The organism is Janthinobacterium sp. P210005 (assembly GCF_036231865.1).
GTDB lineage: Bacteria > Pseudomonadota > Gammaproteobacteria > Burkholderiales > Burkholderiaceae_D > Janthinobacterium > Janthinobacterium kumbetense.
In genome coordinates this window covers 326,064-344,436 of the sequence record NZ_JAZARC010000004.1, presented here as the reverse complement: position 1 = coordinate 344,436, position 18,373 = coordinate 326,064, and the positions used below count along the sequence as shown (strand labels likewise).

Sequence of the window (18,373 nt, the reverse complement as noted above, 5' to 3'; positions counted from 1 at the left end):
TGATGAATGAATATTTTACATAACAATATTCTTGCAGCGCATAAGGCGCTTGAATTAAATTGGCGCCTTACTTAAAAGTTGGTGTTCATCAGACATCCCGGAGATGCGGCCAGAACCGCTGTCAGCTTGGACGACAGCCAGGGCAGAGCCAGTGACGCCGAGAGCGGAGAAACATCCGCTCGCGCTGTTGCACCAAAATGGTGCAAACGATCATCCAGCGCCGTACATAACCCGGAGACAGGTTTCGCAATTCTTTTTTAAACTTCTGGGAAACAACATGATCAAGATGTCCAAGATGCACAAGCGTTTGTGCGCCAAAAGCGCTGCTATGCTGGCACTGTCCGCTGCCTTGCCTATCGGCTCGGCTTATGCTGATGAAGTCGCTGCTGATACGACCCCTGCCGCCAGCCAGCTGGAAACCGTGACCGTGACGGCGCAGCGCCGCAAGGAAAATATCCGCGACGTGCCCGTCTCCGTGTCGCTGCTGCGTGATGAAAAGCTCGACGTGCTGGTGTCCGGTGGACAAGACATTCGCGTGCTGGCCGGCAAAGTGCCGAGCCTGAACGTGGAATCGTCGAATGGCCGCACCTTCCCCCGCTTCTACATCCGCGGCTACGGCAATACCGACTTCAACATCTTTGCATCGCAACCTGTTTCCCTGATTTACGACGATGTCGTGCAAGAAAACCCTATCCTCAAGGGCTATCCGATTTTCGACGTGGCTGGCGTGGAAGTGCTGCGCGGCCCGCAAGGCACCTTGTTCGGCCGCAATACGCCTGCCGGCGTGGTCAAGTTCGAATCCGTCAAGCCGAACCTGGACAAGGTTGAAGGCTATTACAACGTTTCCGCCGCCACGCACAACACCACCAATTTCGACGGCGCCGTCAACGTGCCGCTGAGCAAAGAATGGGCCATGCGTGTCTCGACCTTGCGCCAGCACCGCGACGATTACGTCGACAACACGTTTACGGGCCAGAAAAATGCGCTGGACGGCTACAACGAACACGCGGAACGCGTGCAATTGCTGTATGCGCCGAACGGCACGTTCAACGCCCTGTTCAATGTGCATCAGCGCAGCACCACGGGCAGCGCGCGCGTGTTCTTCGCCAACGCCATCAAGCTGGGCACGAATGACCTGGTCGACGGTTTCAATCCGACCAAATCCTACACCGATGCCTTGAACTTCCAGGAGCTGCGCACCAATGGCGCCAGCGCCCGCCTGAGCTGGGAACTCGACGGCGTCAAGCTGTACTCGATCACCGGTTTCGAACGCGTGGGCAAGTATGTGTCGCATGGCGACATCGACGGTGGCGCGCCGGGCATGGTGCCAGCGATTCCATTCCCGGTTGAAACGGCTGGCGGCATCAAGAGCGTGAAACAGTACTCGCAAGAATTCCGCGCCGAATCGAAAAATGCCGGTCCGCTCAATTGGCAGGCTGGCGTGTACTACTTCAACGAAGATGCCAACGGCTACACGGATAACTTCGGCGGTAGCGACCATGCGCTCGTTTCGCACCTGGCCAGCCGCCAGAAAAACAGTGCCTGGGCCACCTTCGGTTCCGTCAACTATGCCGTCAACGATGACTTCATGCTGCGTGCCGGCTTGCGTTACACCAAGGACAAGAAGGATTTCAACACCGTTGAAGCGGACCGTATCGTCCAGATTTCTCCGACCAGCGCCGATGTCAGCAAAGCCAAGGTCAACTGGGACCTGAGCGGTACCTACAAATACAACAAGGACGTGAACTTCTACGGCCGTGTTGCTACCGGTTTCCGCGCGCCAAGTATTGCGCCAGCCAGCGACAAGGTGTCCGTAACGGTTGCCGACGCGGAAACCATCACCTCGGTCGAAGCGGGCATCAAGGCCGACCTGTTCGAGCGCCGTGCCCGCGTTGCTTTCAGCCTGTACAACTACCAGGTGAAAAACCAGCAACTGACGGTCGTTGGCGGCACCTCGAACGTGACGCGTTTGATCAATGCAGCCAAGACGAATGGCCGCGGCGCGGAACTGGAACTGGAAGGTTTTGTCACGCCTAGCCTGAAGATGTCCCTGGGCGGCAGCTACAACTTCACGGAAATTAAGGATCCGAGCCTGTCGGTGGCCACATGCCGCAGCTGCACCGTGACCGATCCGAAAAACGCCGCCGGCTTCGCCATCATCAATGGCAATCCATTGCCGCAAGCGCCGAAGTGGACGATCACCGCCACGGGCCGTTATTCGATCCCGATGGAAAACGGCGAATTCTTCGTCTTCACGGACTGGGCTTACCGCAGCAAGATCAACTTCTTCCTGTACGAGTCCACCGAGTTTACCGGCAAGCCGATGGTCGAAGGCGGCTTGCGCGTGGGCTACACCTGGGATGCCGGCAAGTATGAAATGGCCGTTTTTGGCCGCAACATCACCGACACCCAGCGTATCACGGGCGCCATCGACTTCAACAACCGCACAGGCTTCATCAATGAGCCACGTCAGTTTGGCGTGCAGTTCAAGGGCAACTTCTAATTGCCTGATACCAGGTGCCGGCCATGTGCTGGCGCCTGCATTGCTACCCGCCCGGTTCGCCGCGGCGGGTTTTTTTATGGGTGCTCGGGAAGCTGCGCCAGCCGCTGCGCCCAGGCGGGAATGGCTTGCCGCCAGAAGTCTTCCACCTTGTCGGCGCGCACCTCGAGGCCGAGGAAGCGGGCCGCCGGCAGCAGCGCCGACGCCAGCAGGTCGGCGGCATTGCTTGCCGTATCGAAGGCGAGGGCGCCAGTCTGCTTGGATAGCTTTTCGCCGCTGTCGTTCGTGACGACAGGCACGTGCAGGAAACCGGGGTGGGGCAAGCCCAGCACATCCTGCAGATACAGCTGGCGCGGCGTGGAATCGAGCAAGTCCGCGCCGCGCACCACCTGCGTGATGCCCTGCGCGCCATCGTCGACCACGACGGCCAGCTGGTACGCCCAGTAACCATCGCCGCGCAGCACGATGAAGTCGCCCACCTCGCTGGCCAGGTCCTGCCGCTGCGGACCCGCCCAACGGTCGGCAAAAGCGTACACCGCATCGGCCCCCTGCGGCACCCGCAGCCGCAAGGCCCGTGCCGCCTTGCCCGGCGCCAAGCCGTGGCGGCAAGTGCCAGGATACACGGCGGCCCCACCCTTGGGCCCGCCCGCCAGCAGTACCGAATCCTGGATTTCCTTGCGCGAACAGCCGCACGCATACACGAGGCCATCGTCCTGCAATTGTTTCAGCGCCGCCTCGTACAGCGGCAAGCGCTTGCTCTGCCACGTCGCCTCGCCATCCCACTGCATGCCGCAGCGTTGCAGGCTGGCCAGGATGCCCAGATCGGCACCCTCGACATTACGGTCATAGTCCAGATCCTCGATACGCAGCAGCCACGTTCCTTGATGCACCTTCGCATCGAGATAACTGGCCATGGCGGCAACGAGCGAACCCATGTGCAGGGGGCCAGAGGGGGAGGGGGCGAAGCGGCCGATGTAGGGGGAGGTGGGAACGGGCATGCAGAGAACTGTTGATTATGTATAGAGTTGGCGCGGTTTTTCTGGATAACGTGTGATTGGCTGCAATTCAGGCAGTGGCAAGTATCGTTCAGAATATAAGTCAAGTCAATTTGTTGTTGGTTTTGCTATTTAAATGAATGTTTTTATAATTTTAAAAAATGTTACAAAAGAGAATAAGGTGCCATGTTGGCTGAAATTTTTTTTGATGAGGGTCGTGGAGTTATTTTTTTAAAATGGCGGTTTCCATGATGGAAATTACATGTTTTATGCCGTCGGTGATAATTGAGTTGTTGTTGATATATTTTTCCTTGGTGTTTTTTAATATTTCAATATCTGCACAGCTAGCTACGTCCATGTCAATTGCATTTGCAACATTGTGATCAATGTTAATTTCATCTAGGATTCCAATTATTATTTCTATTGATTTTTCAATTTGTTTTTTATATAAATAGAATTCCGCAACTAATAGTCTAATTTCGCCTGATTTGCTTTCAAGTAATGTATCTAAAATATTTTTTATGTCATCATTTTCTGCTTTGCAAAGTGCGTAAAATATTGCATTATTTAAACTGCGTGAAATGATCGGGTATTCTCCGAAATTTCTTATGGGGTATATTTCTTTTTTGGCTAGTTTCAGTATTTCACTATTTTTATCTCCTGTTAATGCGATTAGCCACAGTAATTCTTTTTTTCTTTCGCTTATATTTTTCTGGTTTGGTTGTTTTAATATTTCATCTAAATGTACTTTTTCTAATATTCTTTCTTTGGATGGTTTTGAAAGATTTTCTAGTTCAATTATTCTTCCTTTTTTTATTATGCCTAGAGTGTTTGAATTTATAGATTTTTTCATTTTCCCAGTATTCCATTTTTTATTTCAATGTGCATTGCTTTGTAGTCACCTGCTGAGGCAAGTTTTCCAGTGTCATCGCATAACTTTGCTCCAGAGATTTTTGGAGGTGCATAATTTCCGTTGGCTACGCTAGAAGTTGGAACAATTTCCTTGTGGGATTGCAGTTCCAGGTCGCTCCAGGTCGATTCTCTGCTCCTTGGATGGAAGCGCTTGCCGGTGGTATTGCCTTGCTCGTCGTAGTCGTATTCCGTATCGCCGTAGCGTTGCAGGAAGTTGCCGGTGGCGGGAGCCATGTCGACCAGATTGCCAGCCGGGTCGAATGCGAAGTGTTCGGCCAGGCCCGCTTGCACGGCAAACAGCAATTGCCCGACGGGGTCATAGGCGTAGCGCAGATTGCCAAGCGGGCCGATGGCCGTGGCGCCCGTCTGCAAGATGGTGCGCAAATTGCCCTGCGCATCGTATTCGAAGCAGCGTTCGCGCAACGGGCTGGACGCCTCGGCGCCGCGTGCCAGGGTTAGCTGGGTGAGCCGCGATTGGGGATCGTACTGGCGCGTGGACAGCACAGGGCGTGGAAGGCGACATTGTTTTGGCGCAAGTGCAGGTGCGACAGCCACGGTTCCAGCACCATCTCGTAAAACGCGAAACCGCCGTCCGTGCGCAGGAAGCGAAATTCAAATACGTAGCCATTGAAGTGGCGCAAGGTGCCGTCTTCGCGCACCAGGTCGACGGTCACCATCTTGCCTATCACTTTGTCGAGCGCAACACTGGCGTCGTCGGACAGCACTTCCACCACATAGGAAAAGTCGCGCGACAGGCTTTCGCTCGCGTCCAGGCTGTTGGCCAGGAACTGGATACCGGCGGGCCCATCGCCATGCGGAAAGTGCAGGCGCAGCAGGCGCTGGCCCTGCATGTCGCCCGTTATTGCCGTCCATGCCGCCGTCGTATCGGGGAACTGGCTCATCGTGCATCGCTTCACGGTAGGGATCGTTGGCCGACTGTAGCAATAGCGAACACAAGCGTTTTGCGCGGCCGCAAGGTTCAATCGTTGAATGAGGGCATCAATTGCATTTCGTAGTGCATGTCATCGCGGTGGCGCGGCGCTGCCGTATCGCCGAGGAAACTGTTGCAACCGAGGCCGCCTTGTGGCGCGGCCGTCAACGCCACCCCCCGCACATCGCTGGCGCGCAGCACCAGCACGATGTCGTAGCGCACGAGCGGCTGGCCGAACAGCATCAGCATGTGGCGCAGCGCCTGGCTGGCCGGGGCACGGGGCAGGAAACTGGCGTGCTGCTGCGCCGTGAGCGGGCCGAGGCGCAGGCGCACGGCCAGGTCGGGACGGCGGCAGCGCTCGCCGACGAGGGCGCGCTGGCCCAGCACGGCGTTTTCCCTGCCCAGCGCCGTTTGTTCGCGCGGCGCCAGTACATCCATGGCGCCCGTCGCCTCGTCGATGTGGCAGGGCACGCCGAAATGGTCGCCGAGGATGCGCGCCATGACGATGGACGAGACGTCGTGTTGCTGGAGCAAGCCGCTGTACAGGCCGGCCGCCGCCTCGTCCTGGCCCGGGCGGCAAGCGGCCAGGGCCAGCAGGCGCGACAGGAAGTCGCCCGCATGGCCGGCTTGTTCGATGCGGTATTTTTGCCAGGCCTGGTAAAACAGGGCGACGGCGCGGCTGGAAAACAGGTCGAGAAAAGCGCGCGGGCCATTCTCGCGTTCGCTATGCTGGTGCGCGGCGATACGCTCCGAATAGTGGCTGGGCAAGCTGCCCTGGCAACCCAGCAGGCCCATGAAGGCGGGTGTGAGGTGGATGGGCTGGCCGTGACCGGACAGCAGCGCTTGCAGCAGGGTATCGGCATCGGCTATGCCGCTGGTCGTGAGCGCCTCGATCTGGCTGGCGGGAAAGCGCAGCGAGACGCTATTGTCGAAGCGCACGAACTTTATCAGCGCCGTGTGCTCGTCGACGCCGTGTGCGGCCAGCCAGGCCAGCAGCAGGCGCAGCGCCTGGAAGCACTCGAAGCGCTGCGGCGCGTCGAGCAATTGCTGGATCACGCTGGCGTGGCGTCGGCGCTGCGTTCCGGGCATCGCAGGATTTCCTCGCCGCTGCGACGGGACAGCAGCGTCAGTTGGCTAAAGCAGTTGAGCTGGCTGTTCAGGGCGAAATAGCGCTGCAGCACCTGGGCAAAAATATAGATGCTGCAGCCGACGAAAGCTTGCTCGTCGATGCCCAGGCGGATGGCGATGCCGGGCATCAGCGTGGGAAACGGTACGGTGGGCATCCACGCGCGCGTGCTGCCGTGCTCGAGTGTGAGGATGCCCTGGATCAGGCGTTGCGTGGCGGGAGAGCGGGGCAGGTCGTACAGACTGAGCATTTTCTGGAATTCGCCCAGTCCCGCTTGCGTCAGGCTCGAGTAATTGAGCGACAGGTGTGCAATCAGGCGCCAGTGCGTGTCCGCCTGAAAGCGCATGCTCGGTGACGGTTTGCGCAGGAAGCGTGCGGGGATGCCGTCGGGCACGTCTTCGGCCAGCAGGTCGCCGCCGGGCAAGCCGTAATGCAACTGCGTGGGCAAGTCGCGGTTGCTGCACAGCAGCTGCGTCGAGACGGTGGCGCTGGCCGGGCTGTCCGGGGAGAATTGCGGGTCGATCAGGCTTAGGCGCATTTCATGGCCGGGGCTGATGGCGGCCACGGCTTCGTCGCGGCGCGCCAGCCAGTATTGACCATACTCCTGGCCACGCTCCTGGTCATATTCGGCCTGGGCGCCTTGCAGCGAGGCATACAGCGGCAGGAAGGCGCTCAGGCGATCGCCGGCCTGATCCTTGCGCACCACGGTGACGGCTTCGATGCTGTGGATGTCGTAGGCAAACGCATGCGTGGCATCGGCCACCAGGGCGTAGTCGGGCTCGGTATGCGTGAGGCGGATCGGCACGCCGGACTTGGCAAACAGGTTGACGACGGGCGTGCAGCCGAGCCGCAGGTTGTCGCGGCTGGCGCCGGACAAGAGCCGCGCTTCGTGGCTGTCGCTGCGCACGCCCTTGAGCGGCAGGTGCAAGGTGAATTGGCGGCACTGTTTCGGCAGCAGGGGCGCCAGCAGCGACCATCCGATATCGATGAAGTGAAATTTTTCCGGAAAGGCAAAGTATTCGGTCAGCAGGCGCAGGGCCGGGTGCGAACGGGCGGAAATGGGGATCAGCGCCTCGTCGTCCGCATAGCCGGCCGGCGCCAGCAAGGTGCCATTGACGGCTTGCCACGGCCCGTGTTCGTCCAGCGCCACGTAGGCGCCCGCGCCGTGCAGGAACAGGGCGTCGAGCAGGGCGGCGCGCACGGACGGTTCGCCATCGGCAAACAGGCGCAGGCTGGAAAAGCCGGCCTGGTCCAGGTGGTACTGTTCGCTGCTGCTGGTGAATTGAATGCTCAGCAAGGCGCTGGCGCCGGCGGGCAGGCGCAGGCCGGGCGGCGCGTCGAGGAGCGGTGAGAAATGCAGGCGAGAAATGGTCAGCGGCGCCAGGGTCACGTCATACGCGCTGGTGAACTTGCAAGCCACGCCCTGCACCGGCTGCGAGCGCAGCACCGTGCCGCGCGCCACATGCGCAAGCTGGGCCAGTTGGCCTCCACCCGGTGCTTCGTCGGCGGCGATGCGCACGATGGAGCACGAGGGAAACGGCCGCAGGTAGTGCGGGTACAGGGTTTCGAGCAGGGAATGGGTAAATTGCGGATAGGCGTCGTCGAGGCGCTTGGCGACCCTGGCCGTGAGCAGGGCGACGGACTGGATCAGGCGCTCGATGTGCGGGTCTTCGCATGTCTCGCCGGCGATCAGCAGGCGCCCAGCCGCCTTCGGATAGCGGCTGGAAAACTCGCGCGTGTACTGGCGGAACAGGCCCAGCTCACGCTCGTAATACGGCAATAGTTGTTCCACGGTCGCGCTCTCCGCCAGCAGGAAAGCTCCATGCTGGCATCAGGCGCGACCGTGTGTGTTGATGCGTAACAATGAATTTTAGAAATGGTACTCCGCGCGTATCATCGGCGTCTTCGCCGTCTGGCCCACGTTGCCCGTGGTGGCGGGCGAGTTGCCGAACTTGTTCTTCCAGTACTGGTATTCCAGGCCCACGCGGAAGGTGTTCTTGGCGCTGCCCAGGGCCGCGCCCACGTCGAACATCACTTGCATGTCGATATTCGTTTCCACCGCCGTCTTGCGCCCCACTTCATCGTTGCCTTTTGAATCGATGAGATTGAAGAAACCTTCGAACGAGAACAGCGGCGACAGGGGGATGCCCCAGGCGCCCGTCAGCATGGCGTGCGTTTTATACGTGTAGCGGCCCGTCACTTGCGAAATGGGCGGGAAGGCGCCGCTGGGGGCGTTGCTTTCGCGCAGCAACAGCAGGCTGGTGTTGAAGAAACCGGGCACGTCCCACATCAGGGTGGGGCCGGCCACCAGCATGCGCTTGCGCGAGTTGTAGCCGACGTCATTTTTCGTGTTGACGTCGAAGCCCAGGGTGACGCCGACGCCGCGCACGGGGCCGAACTTGATGTCGCTGCCGCGCACCTTGCCGATGTCGATGGTGTTGCGGTAGACCAGGTACGCCTCTTGCGCGCCGGAGGTTTTACCCAGCGCGCCAGGGTCCTTGCTGTCGGACATGAGGAAATCGAGGTTGACGAAGTTGCTGCCGTATTTGTAGCCGCTGGCGTGCGTGATGGCAAAGATGTTTTTCTTGATGTCGTCCGGATTGAACGGCTCGCGGTAGTCATTGCCGGCGCGCCAGCTCAGCGCGGTATCGCTCCATTCGGCAGCCTGGGCGGTCGCGCCCATGCCCAGGGTGGTAGTGAGGCAGAGCAACAGACACGGTATGGTTTTTGGCACTTTCGGCTCCTGATGGCGGTGTTGGAAAACGGGAAATGAAATAGCAGGGGGCGTAGCCCGCATGAAGCGCTGCGATGGGGCATATTGCGCGCCGTTCAATCCATGATGCGAGAAGCGCCGCGTCGGGCGATATGTCTTGGCTGCATACTTACTATCAGTTCTTGCATATAATCATCGCACCTTCTTACCCTTGCGGGGCAAGGCGGCCGCTGTAAAGCTGATAATTTTTTTCAAAATTGTATACAGGTGTTGTTTTTTTGTGGAAATAGAAATGCGCGCCGCCGCGTCATCCCCCAAGCGCCGCGGATGCCGATACGATAGAGACAAGAGCTTGAATTTCTCCACCGGCGACGATGCCGGCGACCTTGCAGCGAGGCACGAAAAAAACAATGACGGCACGCCTGGAATTACTCGATATCAGCAAGCGCTATCCGGCCGTGGTGGCCAATGACGGCATCTGCCTCACCGTCGCGCCCGGACAGATCCACGCCGTGCTGGGCGAAAACGGCGCCGGCAAATCGACCTTGATGAAAATCATCTACGGCGCCGTGCAACCGGACGGCGGCCGCATCCTGTGGAATGGCCGTGAAGTCGAGATCGCCAACCCGTCGGCCGCGCGCGCGCTCGGTATCGCCATGGTGTTCCAGCACTTTTCCCTGTTCGACACTTTGACGGTGGCGGAAAACATCGCCCTCGGCTTGCCGGCCGGTACCAACATGGCGGAGCTGGCGCAGCGCATCGAAGCGACGGCGCGCCAGTACGGCCTGGACCTGGAACCGCAGCGCCACGTGCATACGCTTTCCGTCGGCGAATGCCAGCGCGTGGAAATCGTGCGCGCCTTGCTGGCCAAGCCGCAACTGCTGATCCTCGATGAACCGACGTCCGTGCTGACGCCGGGCGCCGTGGAAAAACTGTTTACCACCTTGCGCCAGCTGGCGGCCGAAGGCTGCAGCATCCTGTACATCAGCCACAAGCTCGACGAGATCCGCGCCCTGTGCCATACCTGCACGGTGGTGCGCTCCGGCAAGAACGCGGGCGTGTGCGACCCCTCGCAGGAATCGGCGGCCAGCCTGTCGCGCATGATGATCGGTGCCGAGCCGCCCGCCGTCACGCGCGTGGCGCGCACGCCGGGCGCTGCCATGCTGAGCGTGCGGCAGCTGGATCTGCCGAAGAGCCACCCGTTCGCCACGCAATTGACGGATATCAATTTTGACGTGCGCGCAGGCGAGATCGTCGGCATCGCGGGCGTGTCCGGCAATGGCCAGCAGGAATTGCTGGCCGCGTTGTCGGGCGAGGACATGCGCGCGGCCGCCGGCAGCATCGTGCTGAACGGCACGCCGGCGGGCCGCTTGCCGCCGGGACGCCGCCGTGCCCTGGGCTTCGGCTTCGTGCCGGAAGAAAGGCTGGGACGGGGCGCCGTGCCCGACATGGGACTGGCCGACAACGTGCTGTTGAGCTTGCAGACACCCGCCACCATCCGCCACGGCTTCCTGCGCCGTGACGCGATCGCGCGGCGGGCGGCCGCCATCATCGCCCGCTTCCAGGTGAAGGCGGGCGGGCCGCAGGCGCTGGCGCGCAGCCTGTCCGGCGGCAACTTGCAGAAATATATAGTCGGACGCGAAGTCATGCGCGAACCCACCGTGCTGGTGGTGGCGCAGCCGACCTGGGGCGTGGACGTGGGCGCGGCCGCGCAAATCCGCGCCGAATTGCTGGCGCTGCGCGATGCGGGTTGCGCGCTGCTGGTCGTGTCGGAGGAACTCGATGAATTGTTCGACATCAGCGACCGCTTGCTGGTGATGGCAAAGGGAAAGATCTCGCCGTCGCTGGACGTGGGCGAAGCCAGCGTGGCGCAGGTGGGACAATGGATGAGCGGGCTGTGGCCGCAGGAGGCCATCCATGGCTAAGTTCGCCTTGCGGCTGGAAGCCCGTCCCACACCGTCGCGGTTGATGTCGTGGCTGTCGCCCGTGCTGGCCGTGCTGCTCACGGTGCTATGCGGCGCGCTGTTGTTTCTTGCGCTGGGACACGATCCGCTGGCGGGACTGGCCGTCTTCTTCGTGGAACCCTTGCGTGACGCGCACGGCTGGTCCGAGCTGGGCATCAAGGTGGCGCCCCTGCTCTTGATCGCCGTGGGCCTGGCCATCTGTTTTCGCGCCAACATCTATAACATCGGCGCGGAAGGGCAGCTGACCCTGGGCGCCATCTGCGGCGGCGCGGCCGCCCTGTACCTCGATGACGGTGTCGGCGGCGCGGCCATCATCGGCGTGTCCTTGCTGGCTGGCATGGCCGGCGGCATGGTGTGGGCGGGCCTGGTGGCCTGGCTGCGCGACCGCTACAACGCCAGCGAAATCCTCGTCTCGCTGATGCTCGTCTACATCGCCCAATTGTTGCTCAGCTATCTCGTGTATGGCGTGCTGCGCGACCCGGAAGGATTCAATTTCCCCCAGTCGAAACTGCTGTCCGACGGCTTGCTGCTGCCAATGATCGTGACGGATACGCGTTTGCACATCGGCATCGTATTCGCCTTGCTGGCCTCCTTGGGCGGCTGGCTGTATCTGTCGCGCAGTATTTCGGGTTTCCGCCTGCGCGTGGGCGGCATGGCGCCGGCCGCCGCCCGCTATGCGGGCTTTTCCTCGCGCAAGACCTTGTGGTCGTCCCTGCTGATCTGCGGCGCCCTGTCGGGCCTGGCGGGCGCCTGCGAAGTGCTGGGGCCGATGGGACAGTTGACGCCCACGGTGTCGCCCGGCTACGGCTTTGCCGCCATCATCGTCGCCTTCGTGGGGCGCTTGCATCCCGTGGGCGTGATTTTTTCCAGCTTCGTCATGGCCCTGTTTTATATCGGCGGCGAACTGGCGCAATCGCGCCTCGGCTTGCCCAGCGCCATCACGGGCGTGTTCCAGGGCATCTTGCTGTTTGCCTTGCTCGCTTGCGACGTGCTGATCCAATACAAACTGCGCTGGAGGAAACATGGATAACCTGGCTTTCACCATCGCGCCCCTGATCGCCGCCAGCATCAATGCGGGCACGCCGCTGATGCTGGCCGCCCTCGGTTTATTGGTGAATGAAAAGGCGGGCGTGGTGAACCTGGGCGCGGAAGGCATGATGCTGGTCTCCGCCATCACGGGCTTTGCCGTGGCCGTCAACACAGGCAGTCCCACCCTGGGCTTTCTCGCGGGGGCGGGCGCCAGCATGCTGCTGTCCGGCTTCTTTGCCTGGCTGACCGTATGGCTGGGCACGAACCAGTACGCGACGGGCCTGGCCTTGTCTCTGTTCGGCGCGGGCGCGTCCACGTACATCGGCTTGAAGTATGTGGGCAACAGCCTGCAGAATGGCCGCTTCGGCATCCCTTACCTGGAAGACATTCCTGTGCTGGGGCCGGCCCTGTTCCGCCAGCATGCCATGGTGTATTTATCCTTGCTGCTGTGCGTGGCCATCGCCTGGTTCCTGTACCGCACGCGGGCGGGCCTCGTGCTGCGCGCCGTGGGCGAGTCGCCCGCTTCCGCGCATGCGCTCGGCTACCCCGTGCGGCGCATCCGCCTGGCGGCCGTGCTGTTCGGCGGCGCCTGCTGCGGCCTGGCCGGCGCCTTTTTGTCGCTCGTCTACACGCCCTTGTGGGTCGAGGGCATGGTGGCGGGGCGGGGCTGGATCGCGCTGGCGCTGACCACCTTTGCCACCTGGCGCCCGGCGCGCGTGGTCGGCGGCGCCTACCTGTTCGGCGGCATCACGATATTGACTTTCCACGCGCAGGCGCTGGGCGTGCCGATCGCGTCGCAACTGCTGTCGATGCTGCCGTATCTGGCGGCCATCGTCGTGCTCGTGCTCATTTCCAGCAATGCCAATTACATCAAGCTCAACATGCCCGCTTCGTTGGGGAAAAATTTCAATCCCGGAAATTAATCACTCACCACAAGGAAAACCATGTCCAAGAAACTAGTATGCGCCGCCGTTTGCAGTGCTGTTTTGATGCCCGTCATGGCCGCCGCTCCCGCGACGGTGCCGCTGAATGTCGGCTTCGTGTATATCAGCCCCATCGGCGACGCGGGCTGGACCACCCAGCATGACCTGGCCCGCAAGGAAATGGAAAAGGCGCTGGGCAGCAAGATCACCACCAAGTATGTGGAAAACGTGCCGGAGAGCGCCGATGCGGAACGGGTGATCCGCGACCTGGCGCAAACGGGCAGCAAGCTCGTCATCACGACTTCGTTCGGCTACATGAATCCCACCTTGAAAGTGGCGAAGCAATTTCCTAATGTGAAGTTCATCCACCTGACTGGCTACAAGACCGCCGTCAACGTGGCCAACACGAATGCGCGTTTTTATGAAGGCCGCTACCTGGCCGGCGTGTTGGCGGGCAAGATGAGCAAGACCCATGTGGCCGGTTATGTGGCGGCGTTCCCGATCCCGGAAGTGTTGCAGGGAGTGAACGCTTTCACGCGCGGGATGCGCAGCGTCGACCCGAAGGCGGAAGTGAAAGTGGTGTGGGTGAATAGCTGGTTCGACCCGGGCAAGGAGCGCGACGCGGCCATCACGCTGATCGGCCAGGGCGCCGACGTGGTCACCCACCACACGGACTCGACCGCCGTGGTGCAAGCGGCGGAAGAGAAGGGAAAGTATGCGATCGCCTACCATTCGGACATGAAAAAGTACGGTCCGAAGGCGCAGCTTGCCGCCGTCACCCACCATTGGGGCGACTACTATACGAAGCAGGCGCAAGCCGTGCTGGACGGCACGTGGAAGTCCAGCAGCACCTGGGGCGGCATCAAGGACGGCATGGTCAAGCTGGAAGGCATCAACGCCGCCGTGCCCGCCGACGTGAAACAGTTTGTATTGGCGCGCGAGAAAGACTTGGTAGCTGGCAAGCTCAATCCATTCAGCGCGCCGATCAAGGATAACGATGGCAAAGTGCGCCTGGACAAAGGCGTGCTGGACGATGCAGCGCTGACGAAGATGGATTATTTTGTCGAAGGCGTGGCAGGGAAAGTTTCCGGAAAGTAATAGGTTTGAGTATAAACTTGCTGTAATATTGCCGGAAACGGGAGCAGGGCCGGGGATACATGCGCGTTCCCGGCCCACCCACAGAGCAGAGCTTGAACAAGCCCGTACCGGAGATTGACCCATGGATAGACTGGAAGTATTCAAGATTATCGCGCTGCAAGCGAGCAAGGGCGAGCTGACGTTCCCCGCCAACGTCAAGGCTACCTTGAAGCTGCAGGAAGCGCTGGACGACCCCGATTGCCATATCGAAGCGGCCGCCCGCATGGTCATGGCCGAGCCGCTGTTGTCGGCCAGGGTCGTGGCCTTGGCCAACTCGGCCGCCTACAACCGTTCCGGCAATGAAATCGCCAACGTGCGCGCGGCCGTCTCGCGCCTGGGCTTTGCCACGTTAAAGTCGATGGTGGCGTCCGTCATCGTGCGCCAGCTGGGCAGCCAGATCACGGACCCGCAATTGCGCGCCAAGGCGGCCAAGCTGTGGGAACACACGGCCCACGTGGCCGCGCTGAGCCAGGTGATCGCGCGGAAAGTCACGCATGTCGATGTGGAAACGGCCATGTTCGCCGCCATCGTGCATGAAGTGGGCGGCTTTTATCTGCTGTCGCGCGCCGAGGAATATCCGGGTTTGCTGGACGACAATACCGAAGACTGGATCGAATACGGCGAAAAGCTGATCGGCCGCGGCGTGCTGCGCCAGCTGCAGGTGCCCGACATGGTCTTGCAGGCCGTGGAAGGCATGTGGCATGGCGGCAGTCCGTTCCCGCCCCGCACCCTGGGCGCGACCCTGGTGCTGGCCAACGATCTGTCGCCTGTCGGCTCGCCCCTGCATCCGCCGGAAAGCGCCGCGCGGCGCCAGGCGGCCGCGAAGATCGACTTCGGCATCGGCGGCAGCACCTTGCACACCATCCTCGACGAATCGGCGGAAGAGATCGAATCGCTGGCGGCGGCCTTGCTCGTGTAATTGCTGGTCTGACGCAGCTTCCATCGCCCATCCCCGCCCTTGCCGCGGGGATTTTTTTCGTCCGCATTTTGATCCATCTTTCCCCATGGCATACAATCGCCGGCTCGGCTATCCGCCGGACCGCTTTCCTCCTCTTACCCAAAGGATATTATGCAGAAGCTGTTTTCTTCCCTCGCCCTGACTGCGCTGGCGTTTTCCGCCCAAGCCGCCAGCGGTTTGCCCATCGTGCAGGAAGCGCCCCTGCGCGCCCACCTGGCCTTCCTGTCCAACGATTTATTGGAAGGCCGGGGCACGGGCCAGCGCGGCGCCGACCTGACGGTGGCTTACCTGGAAACCCAGGCGCAGATGGCCGGGCTGCAACCCGTGCGCGGCAACAGCTACCGCCAGAGCGTGCAAATTGCCGGCGTGAAATCCCTGCCGCAAGAGAGCAGCCTGCAAGCCGTGGCGGGCGGCAAGGCCGTGCCGCTGGCGTTCGGCCCGGACTGGGTCTGGGCCACGGGCGACTCCGTTGCCGCGCATACCTTCGATGCGCCGCTCGTGTTCGTCGGCTACGGCATCACGGCGCCGGAAGAAGGCTGGAACGATTTCAAGGGGGCCGATGTCAAAAACAAGATCGTCGTCATGATGGTCAACGACCCGCAGCCGACGCAAGCCGAGCCGAACCGTTTCGCCGGCAAGGCGCTGACCTATTACGGCCGCTGGACTTACAAATTCGAGGAAGCCAGGCGCCAGGGCGCCGCGGGCGTGTTGCTGATCCACACGAAACCGTCGGCCTCGTATGACTGGAGCGTGGTGCAGAACAGCTGGAGCGGCAGCGAGCGCTTCCAGTTGGCGGACCGCACTGCCGGCACGCCGCTGCAGGGCTGGATCGCGGAAGACGCGGCGCGCCGTCTGTTTGCGGCCGGCGGGCAGGACCTGGACGCCTTGCGCGCGCAGGCGGAAAACAAGGATTTCAAGGCCGTCGCGCTGAACGCCAAACTGTCGGGCGAGATGAAATCGGCCGTGCGCAAGGTGGAGCAATTCAATATCGCCGGCATGGTACCGGGCACGGACCCGAAACTGAAGGATGAAGCCGTCATCTACAGCGGCCACTGGGACCACCTGGGCAAGCAGGGAGACAGCGGAGACACGATCTACAACGGCGCCGTCGACAATGCTTCGGGCACGGCCGGCTTGCTGGCCATGGCGCAGGAAGCCGTCAAGCAACCCGCGAAGCGCACGCAGATATTCCTGTGGGTGGCGGCCGAGGAGCAAGGGTTATTGGGCAGCGCCGCCTACGCGGCCGACCCGCTGTGGCCTTTGGACAAGACGGCGGCCGCGCTGAACCTCGACAGCTTGAATTTCGTGGGCGCCACGCGCGACATCGGCGCGCAGGGCAGCGAGCGCACGGAATTGGGCGCGATCGCCGCCACGGTGGCCAAAGCCATGGGCATGCACATCGCGGCAGCCCGTCCCGACCTGGCGGGCGGTTATTTCCGCAGCGACCATTTCAGTTTTGCCAAGGCGGGCGTGCCCGCGTTTTCCATCAATGGCGGACGCGAGTACATCAAGGATGTCGAGGCATCGAAAGCCAAGGCGGCCGCCTACGGCCCCCGCTACCATCAAGTCACGGATGAGTACGATGCCAGCTGGGATTTGTCCGGCATGACGCAGCAGGCGCAGTTCACCCTGAACTTGGGGCAAGCCGTGGCAAATGGCGCGAAGATGCCGGCCTGGAAGGCGGGCGATGCGTTCGGCAAGGCGCGCGCGCCAGCGAAATAGGGACGAAAAAAAACCGCTCGGCCGAGCGGTTTTTTTTCGCGCTGGTTCAGGTGGCGCTTGCCCGTTCCAGCCGGCGCTGCGTGTGGCGATACTTGCTCCACACCAGCAGCATCAGCAGCGGCATGGCGCCGCCCACCATGCACAGGGCGGGCCAGCCGCCGGCGGCAAAGCTGGCGCTGGCCAGGGCCGAGCCTGCCGAGGCGCCGATGAAGCCGCCCGCGATGAAGACGGTGGTAACCCTTGCCCGCGCATGCGGCGCCAGTTTATAGATGATGGATTGGTGCGTTACTTGCAGGCCCATCACGCCCATGTCCAGCAGGACGATGCCGATCAACAACAGCACCAGCGAATGGGCGCCAAAGCCGATCAGGGCCCAGCCTGCGATCGAGGCGACGGCCAGCAGCCAGGTGGCCTGGCGCGCGTAGCCGCGGTCGGCCATGCGGCCCGCCGTGTTGGCGGCAAAGGCGCCCGTGGCGCCGGCCAGGCCGAACAGGCCGATCTGCATTTCCGAGTAGTGATACGGCGCGCCGCTGAGCAAGAAGGTCAGGCCTGTCCAGAACACGCTGAAGGTGCCCAGGCCCAGGCCCGAGAACAGGGCGCGCTGGCGCAGCAGCGGTTCCTGGCGGATGATGTCGGCCAGCGAGGCCATCAATTTTCCGTATTGCAGCTTGCCGCGTGGCGCCTCGTTTGGCAGGATGCGGCGCAGCATGACGAGCAGGGCGGCCACGACGATGGCGGCCAGCACGTAGACGGTGCGCCAGCCGCCGCTGATCTGCGACACCGTGCCGGACACGGTACGCGCCAGCAAGATGCCCAGCAACAAGCCCGTCATGACGGTGCCCACCATGCGGCCCCGGCTGTGATCCGGCGCATACGACGCCACCATGGCCGTGACGACCATCAATGCGCTGGACGTGATCCCCATCAAGACGCTGGCGATGGCAAAGACGATAATATTCTGGCTGGTAGCGGCCAGCAGCAAGGCGCCGATCTTGGCGATCAGCATCCACGTCAGCAACTGGCGGCGGTTCAGCACGTCGCTGAGGGGCACGAGGAACACGATGCCCAGCACGTAGCCGATCTGCGTGGCCGTGACCAGGTAACCGGCTTGCGGCACGCTGACGCCGAACGAGGCAGCCAGCATGGACGTGAGCGGCTGCACGTAATACAGGCTGGCGACGAGCACGCCGGCGGACAGGGCGAATAACAGGATGCGGGTGGAGCTCAGCAGGGTGCTGGCATCGACGGAAGAGCTTGCAGATTTCATGCGGTACAGCTTTCTTGGAATAATGCTTTTGGATGAGCATGATAGCGGGGCTGCACATTTCCTGCCGGGCCGGGCCGATTTTGCGGCAGGGGATAGGCAAGACGGCAGGCAAAACGGCAGGCAAAACGGCAGGGAAACACGCCAGGCAAAAAAATCCCGGCGATCGTTGCCGACGGCCGGGAAAAGGGTATAGGGG

At 61.6% G+C, this 18,373-nt stretch carries 15 protein-coding genes; 7 read left to right on the top strand and 8 right to left on the bottom strand.

Annotated elements, in window-relative coordinates; all coding sequences use genetic code 11:
* The first annotated feature begins 277 nt into the window (after positions 1 to 277).
* Complete coding sequence (locus VPH40_RS18230; protein WP_328574127.1) at positions 278 to 2,503, top strand: TonB-dependent receptor; 2,226 nt, start codon at positions 278 to 280, stop codon at positions 2,501 to 2,503.
* Between the two features lie 74 nt (positions 2,504 to 2,577).
* On the opposite strand, the gene gluQRS is transcribed toward VPH40_RS18230, so the two are convergent.
* The 7 genes from gluQRS to VPH40_RS18195 all read right to left on the bottom strand — a co-directional run bounded on the left by gluQRS (position 2,578) and on the right by VPH40_RS18195 (position 9,147).
* Positions 2,578 to 3,498, bottom strand: a complete 921-nt coding sequence (gluQRS, locus tag VPH40_RS18225; RefSeq protein ID WP_328574126.1) for a tRNA glutamyl-Q(34) synthetase GluQRS — start codon at positions 3,496 to 3,498, stop codon at positions 2,578 to 2,580.
* A gap of 220 nt (positions 3,499 to 3,718) precedes the next feature.
* A complete protein-coding gene (locus VPH40_RS18220; RefSeq protein WP_328574125.1) occupies positions 3,719 to 4,348 on the bottom strand; it encodes a hypothetical protein in 630 nt (209 codons plus the stop codon).
* On the bottom strand, positions 4,345 to 4,911 hold the full coding sequence (locus VPH40_RS18215) for an RHS repeat domain-containing protein (RefSeq protein WP_328574124.1): 567 nt from the start codon (positions 4,909 to 4,911) through the stop codon (positions 4,345 to 4,347). Before VPH40_RS18215 ends, VPH40_RS18220 begins: the two co-directional genes overlap by 4 nt.
* Positions 4,863 to 5,309, bottom strand: coding sequence for a contractile injection system protein, VgrG/Pvc8 family (locus tag VPH40_RS18210; protein WP_328574123.1), 447 nt, complete (start codon positions 5,307 to 5,309; stop codon positions 4,863 to 4,865). The genes VPH40_RS18215 and VPH40_RS18210 overlap by 49 nt, the downstream gene beginning before the upstream one ends.
* Positions 5,310 to 5,386: 77 nt before the next feature.
* Positions 5,387 to 6,427 carry a type VI secretion system baseplate subunit TssG gene (tssG, locus tag VPH40_RS18205; protein ID WP_328574122.1) on the bottom strand — a complete coding sequence of 347 codons (1,041 nt, stop codon included), beginning with the start codon at positions 6,425 to 6,427 and terminating at the stop codon, positions 5,387 to 5,389.
* Positions 6,391 to 8,256 carry a type VI secretion system baseplate subunit TssF gene (gene tssF, locus VPH40_RS18200; protein WP_328574121.1) on the bottom strand — a complete coding sequence of 622 codons (1,866 nt, stop codon included), beginning with the start codon at positions 8,254 to 8,256 and terminating at the stop codon, positions 6,391 to 6,393. Before tssF ends, tssG begins: the two co-directional genes overlap by 37 nt.
* Before the next feature lie 78 nt (positions 8,257 to 8,334).
* Complete coding sequence (locus VPH40_RS18195) at positions 8,335 to 9,147, bottom strand: outer envelope protein (RefSeq protein WP_081922859.1); 813 nt, start codon at positions 9,145 to 9,147, stop codon at positions 8,335 to 8,337.
* Between the two features lie 440 nt (positions 9,148 to 9,587).
* On the opposite strand from VPH40_RS18195, the gene VPH40_RS18190 reads away from it, so the two are divergent.
* The 6 genes from VPH40_RS18190 (at position 9,588) to VPH40_RS18165 (ending at position 16,910) form a co-directional block, all read left to right on the top strand.
* The gene (locus tag VPH40_RS18190) at positions 9,588 to 11,102 is read left to right on the top strand and encodes an ABC transporter ATP-binding protein (protein WP_328574120.1); all 1,515 of its coding nucleotides are present in this window, start codon (positions 9,588 to 9,590) and stop codon (positions 11,100 to 11,102) included.
* Positions 11,095 to 12,171, top strand: coding sequence for an ABC transporter permease (locus tag VPH40_RS18185; protein WP_305056875.1), 1,077 nt, complete (start codon positions 11,095 to 11,097; stop codon positions 12,169 to 12,171). The genes VPH40_RS18190 and VPH40_RS18185 overlap by 8 nt, the downstream gene beginning before the upstream one ends.
* A complete protein-coding gene (locus VPH40_RS18180) occupies positions 12,164 to 13,093 on the top strand; it encodes an ABC transporter permease (RefSeq protein ID WP_099665241.1) in 930 nt (309 codons plus the stop codon). The genes VPH40_RS18185 and VPH40_RS18180 overlap by 8 nt, the downstream gene beginning before the upstream one ends.
* A 21-nt stretch (positions 13,094 to 13,114) precedes the next feature.
* Positions 13,115 to 14,191: a BMP family ABC transporter substrate-binding protein gene (locus VPH40_RS18175; RefSeq protein ID WP_305054365.1), complete on the top strand. Its 1,077-nt coding sequence runs from the start codon at positions 13,115 to 13,117 to the stop codon at positions 14,189 to 14,191.
* A gap of 121 nt (positions 14,192 to 14,312) precedes the next feature.
* Positions 14,313 to 15,149, top strand: a complete 837-nt coding sequence (locus tag VPH40_RS18170) for an HDOD domain-containing protein (RefSeq protein WP_077400451.1) — start codon at positions 14,313 to 14,315, stop codon at positions 15,147 to 15,149.
* Between the two features lie 150 nt (positions 15,150 to 15,299).
* Positions 15,300 to 16,910 (top strand): M28 family peptidase, encoded by a 1,611-nt coding sequence (locus VPH40_RS18165; RefSeq protein ID WP_328574119.1) that lies wholly within the window; start codon positions 15,300 to 15,302, stop codon positions 16,908 to 16,910.
* 46 nt (positions 16,911 to 16,956) lie between these two features.
* Here VPH40_RS18165 and VPH40_RS18160 read toward each other — a convergent pair whose 3' ends face one another.
* Entirely contained in the window at positions 16,957 to 18,177 is a 1,221-nt protein-coding gene (locus VPH40_RS18160; protein WP_251349868.1) for an MFS transporter, read from the bottom strand.
* Positions 18,178 to 18,373: the final 196 nt, after the last annotated feature.

Bases quoted from the DNA above. Each gene is read 5' to 3' on its own strand.
- VPH40_RS18210 (WP_328574123.1), bottom strand. From the start codon at position 5,309: ATGAGCCAGTTCCCCGATACGACGGCGGCATGGACGGCAATAACGGGC.
- VPH40_RS18160 (WP_251349868.1), bottom strand. From the start codon at position 18,177: ATGAAATCTGCAAGCTCTTCCGTCGATGCCAGCACCCTGCTGAGCTCC.
- VPH40_RS18170 (WP_077400451.1), top strand. From the start codon at position 14,313: ATGGATAGACTGGAAGTATTCAAGATTATCGCGCTGCAAGCGAGCAAG.
- VPH40_RS18190 (WP_328574120.1), top strand. From the start codon at position 9,588: ATGACGGCACGCCTGGAATTACTCGATATCAGCAAGCGCTATCCGGCC.
- VPH40_RS18180 (WP_099665241.1), top strand. From the start codon at position 12,164: ATGGATAACCTGGCTTTCACCATCGCGCCCCTGATCGCCGCCAGCATC.
- gluQRS (WP_328574126.1), bottom strand. From the start codon at position 3,498: ATGCCCGTTCCCACCTCCCCCTACATCGGCCGCTTCGCCCCCTCCCCC.
- VPH40_RS18185 (WP_305056875.1), top strand. From the start codon at position 11,095: ATGGCTAAGTTCGCCTTGCGGCTGGAAGCCCGTCCCACACCGTCGCGG.
- VPH40_RS18195 (WP_081922859.1), bottom strand. From the start codon at position 9,147: ATGGGCGCGACCGCCCAGGCTGCCGAATGGAGCGATACCGCGCTGAGC.
- VPH40_RS18220 (WP_328574125.1), bottom strand. From the start codon at position 4,348: ATGAAAAAATCTATAAATTCAAACACTCTAGGCATAATAAAAAAAGGA.
- VPH40_RS18230 (WP_328574127.1), top strand. From the start codon at position 278: ATGATCAAGATGTCCAAGATGCACAAGCGTTTGTGCGCCAAAAGCGCT.
- tssG (WP_328574122.1), bottom strand. From the start codon at position 6,427: ATGCCCGGAACGCAGCGCCGACGCCACGCCAGCGTGATCCAGCAATTG.
- VPH40_RS18175 (WP_305054365.1), top strand. From the start codon at position 13,115: ATGTCCAAGAAACTAGTATGCGCCGCCGTTTGCAGTGCTGTTTTGATG.
- VPH40_RS18165 (WP_328574119.1), top strand. From the start codon at position 15,300: ATGCAGAAGCTGTTTTCTTCCCTCGCCCTGACTGCGCTGGCGTTTTCC.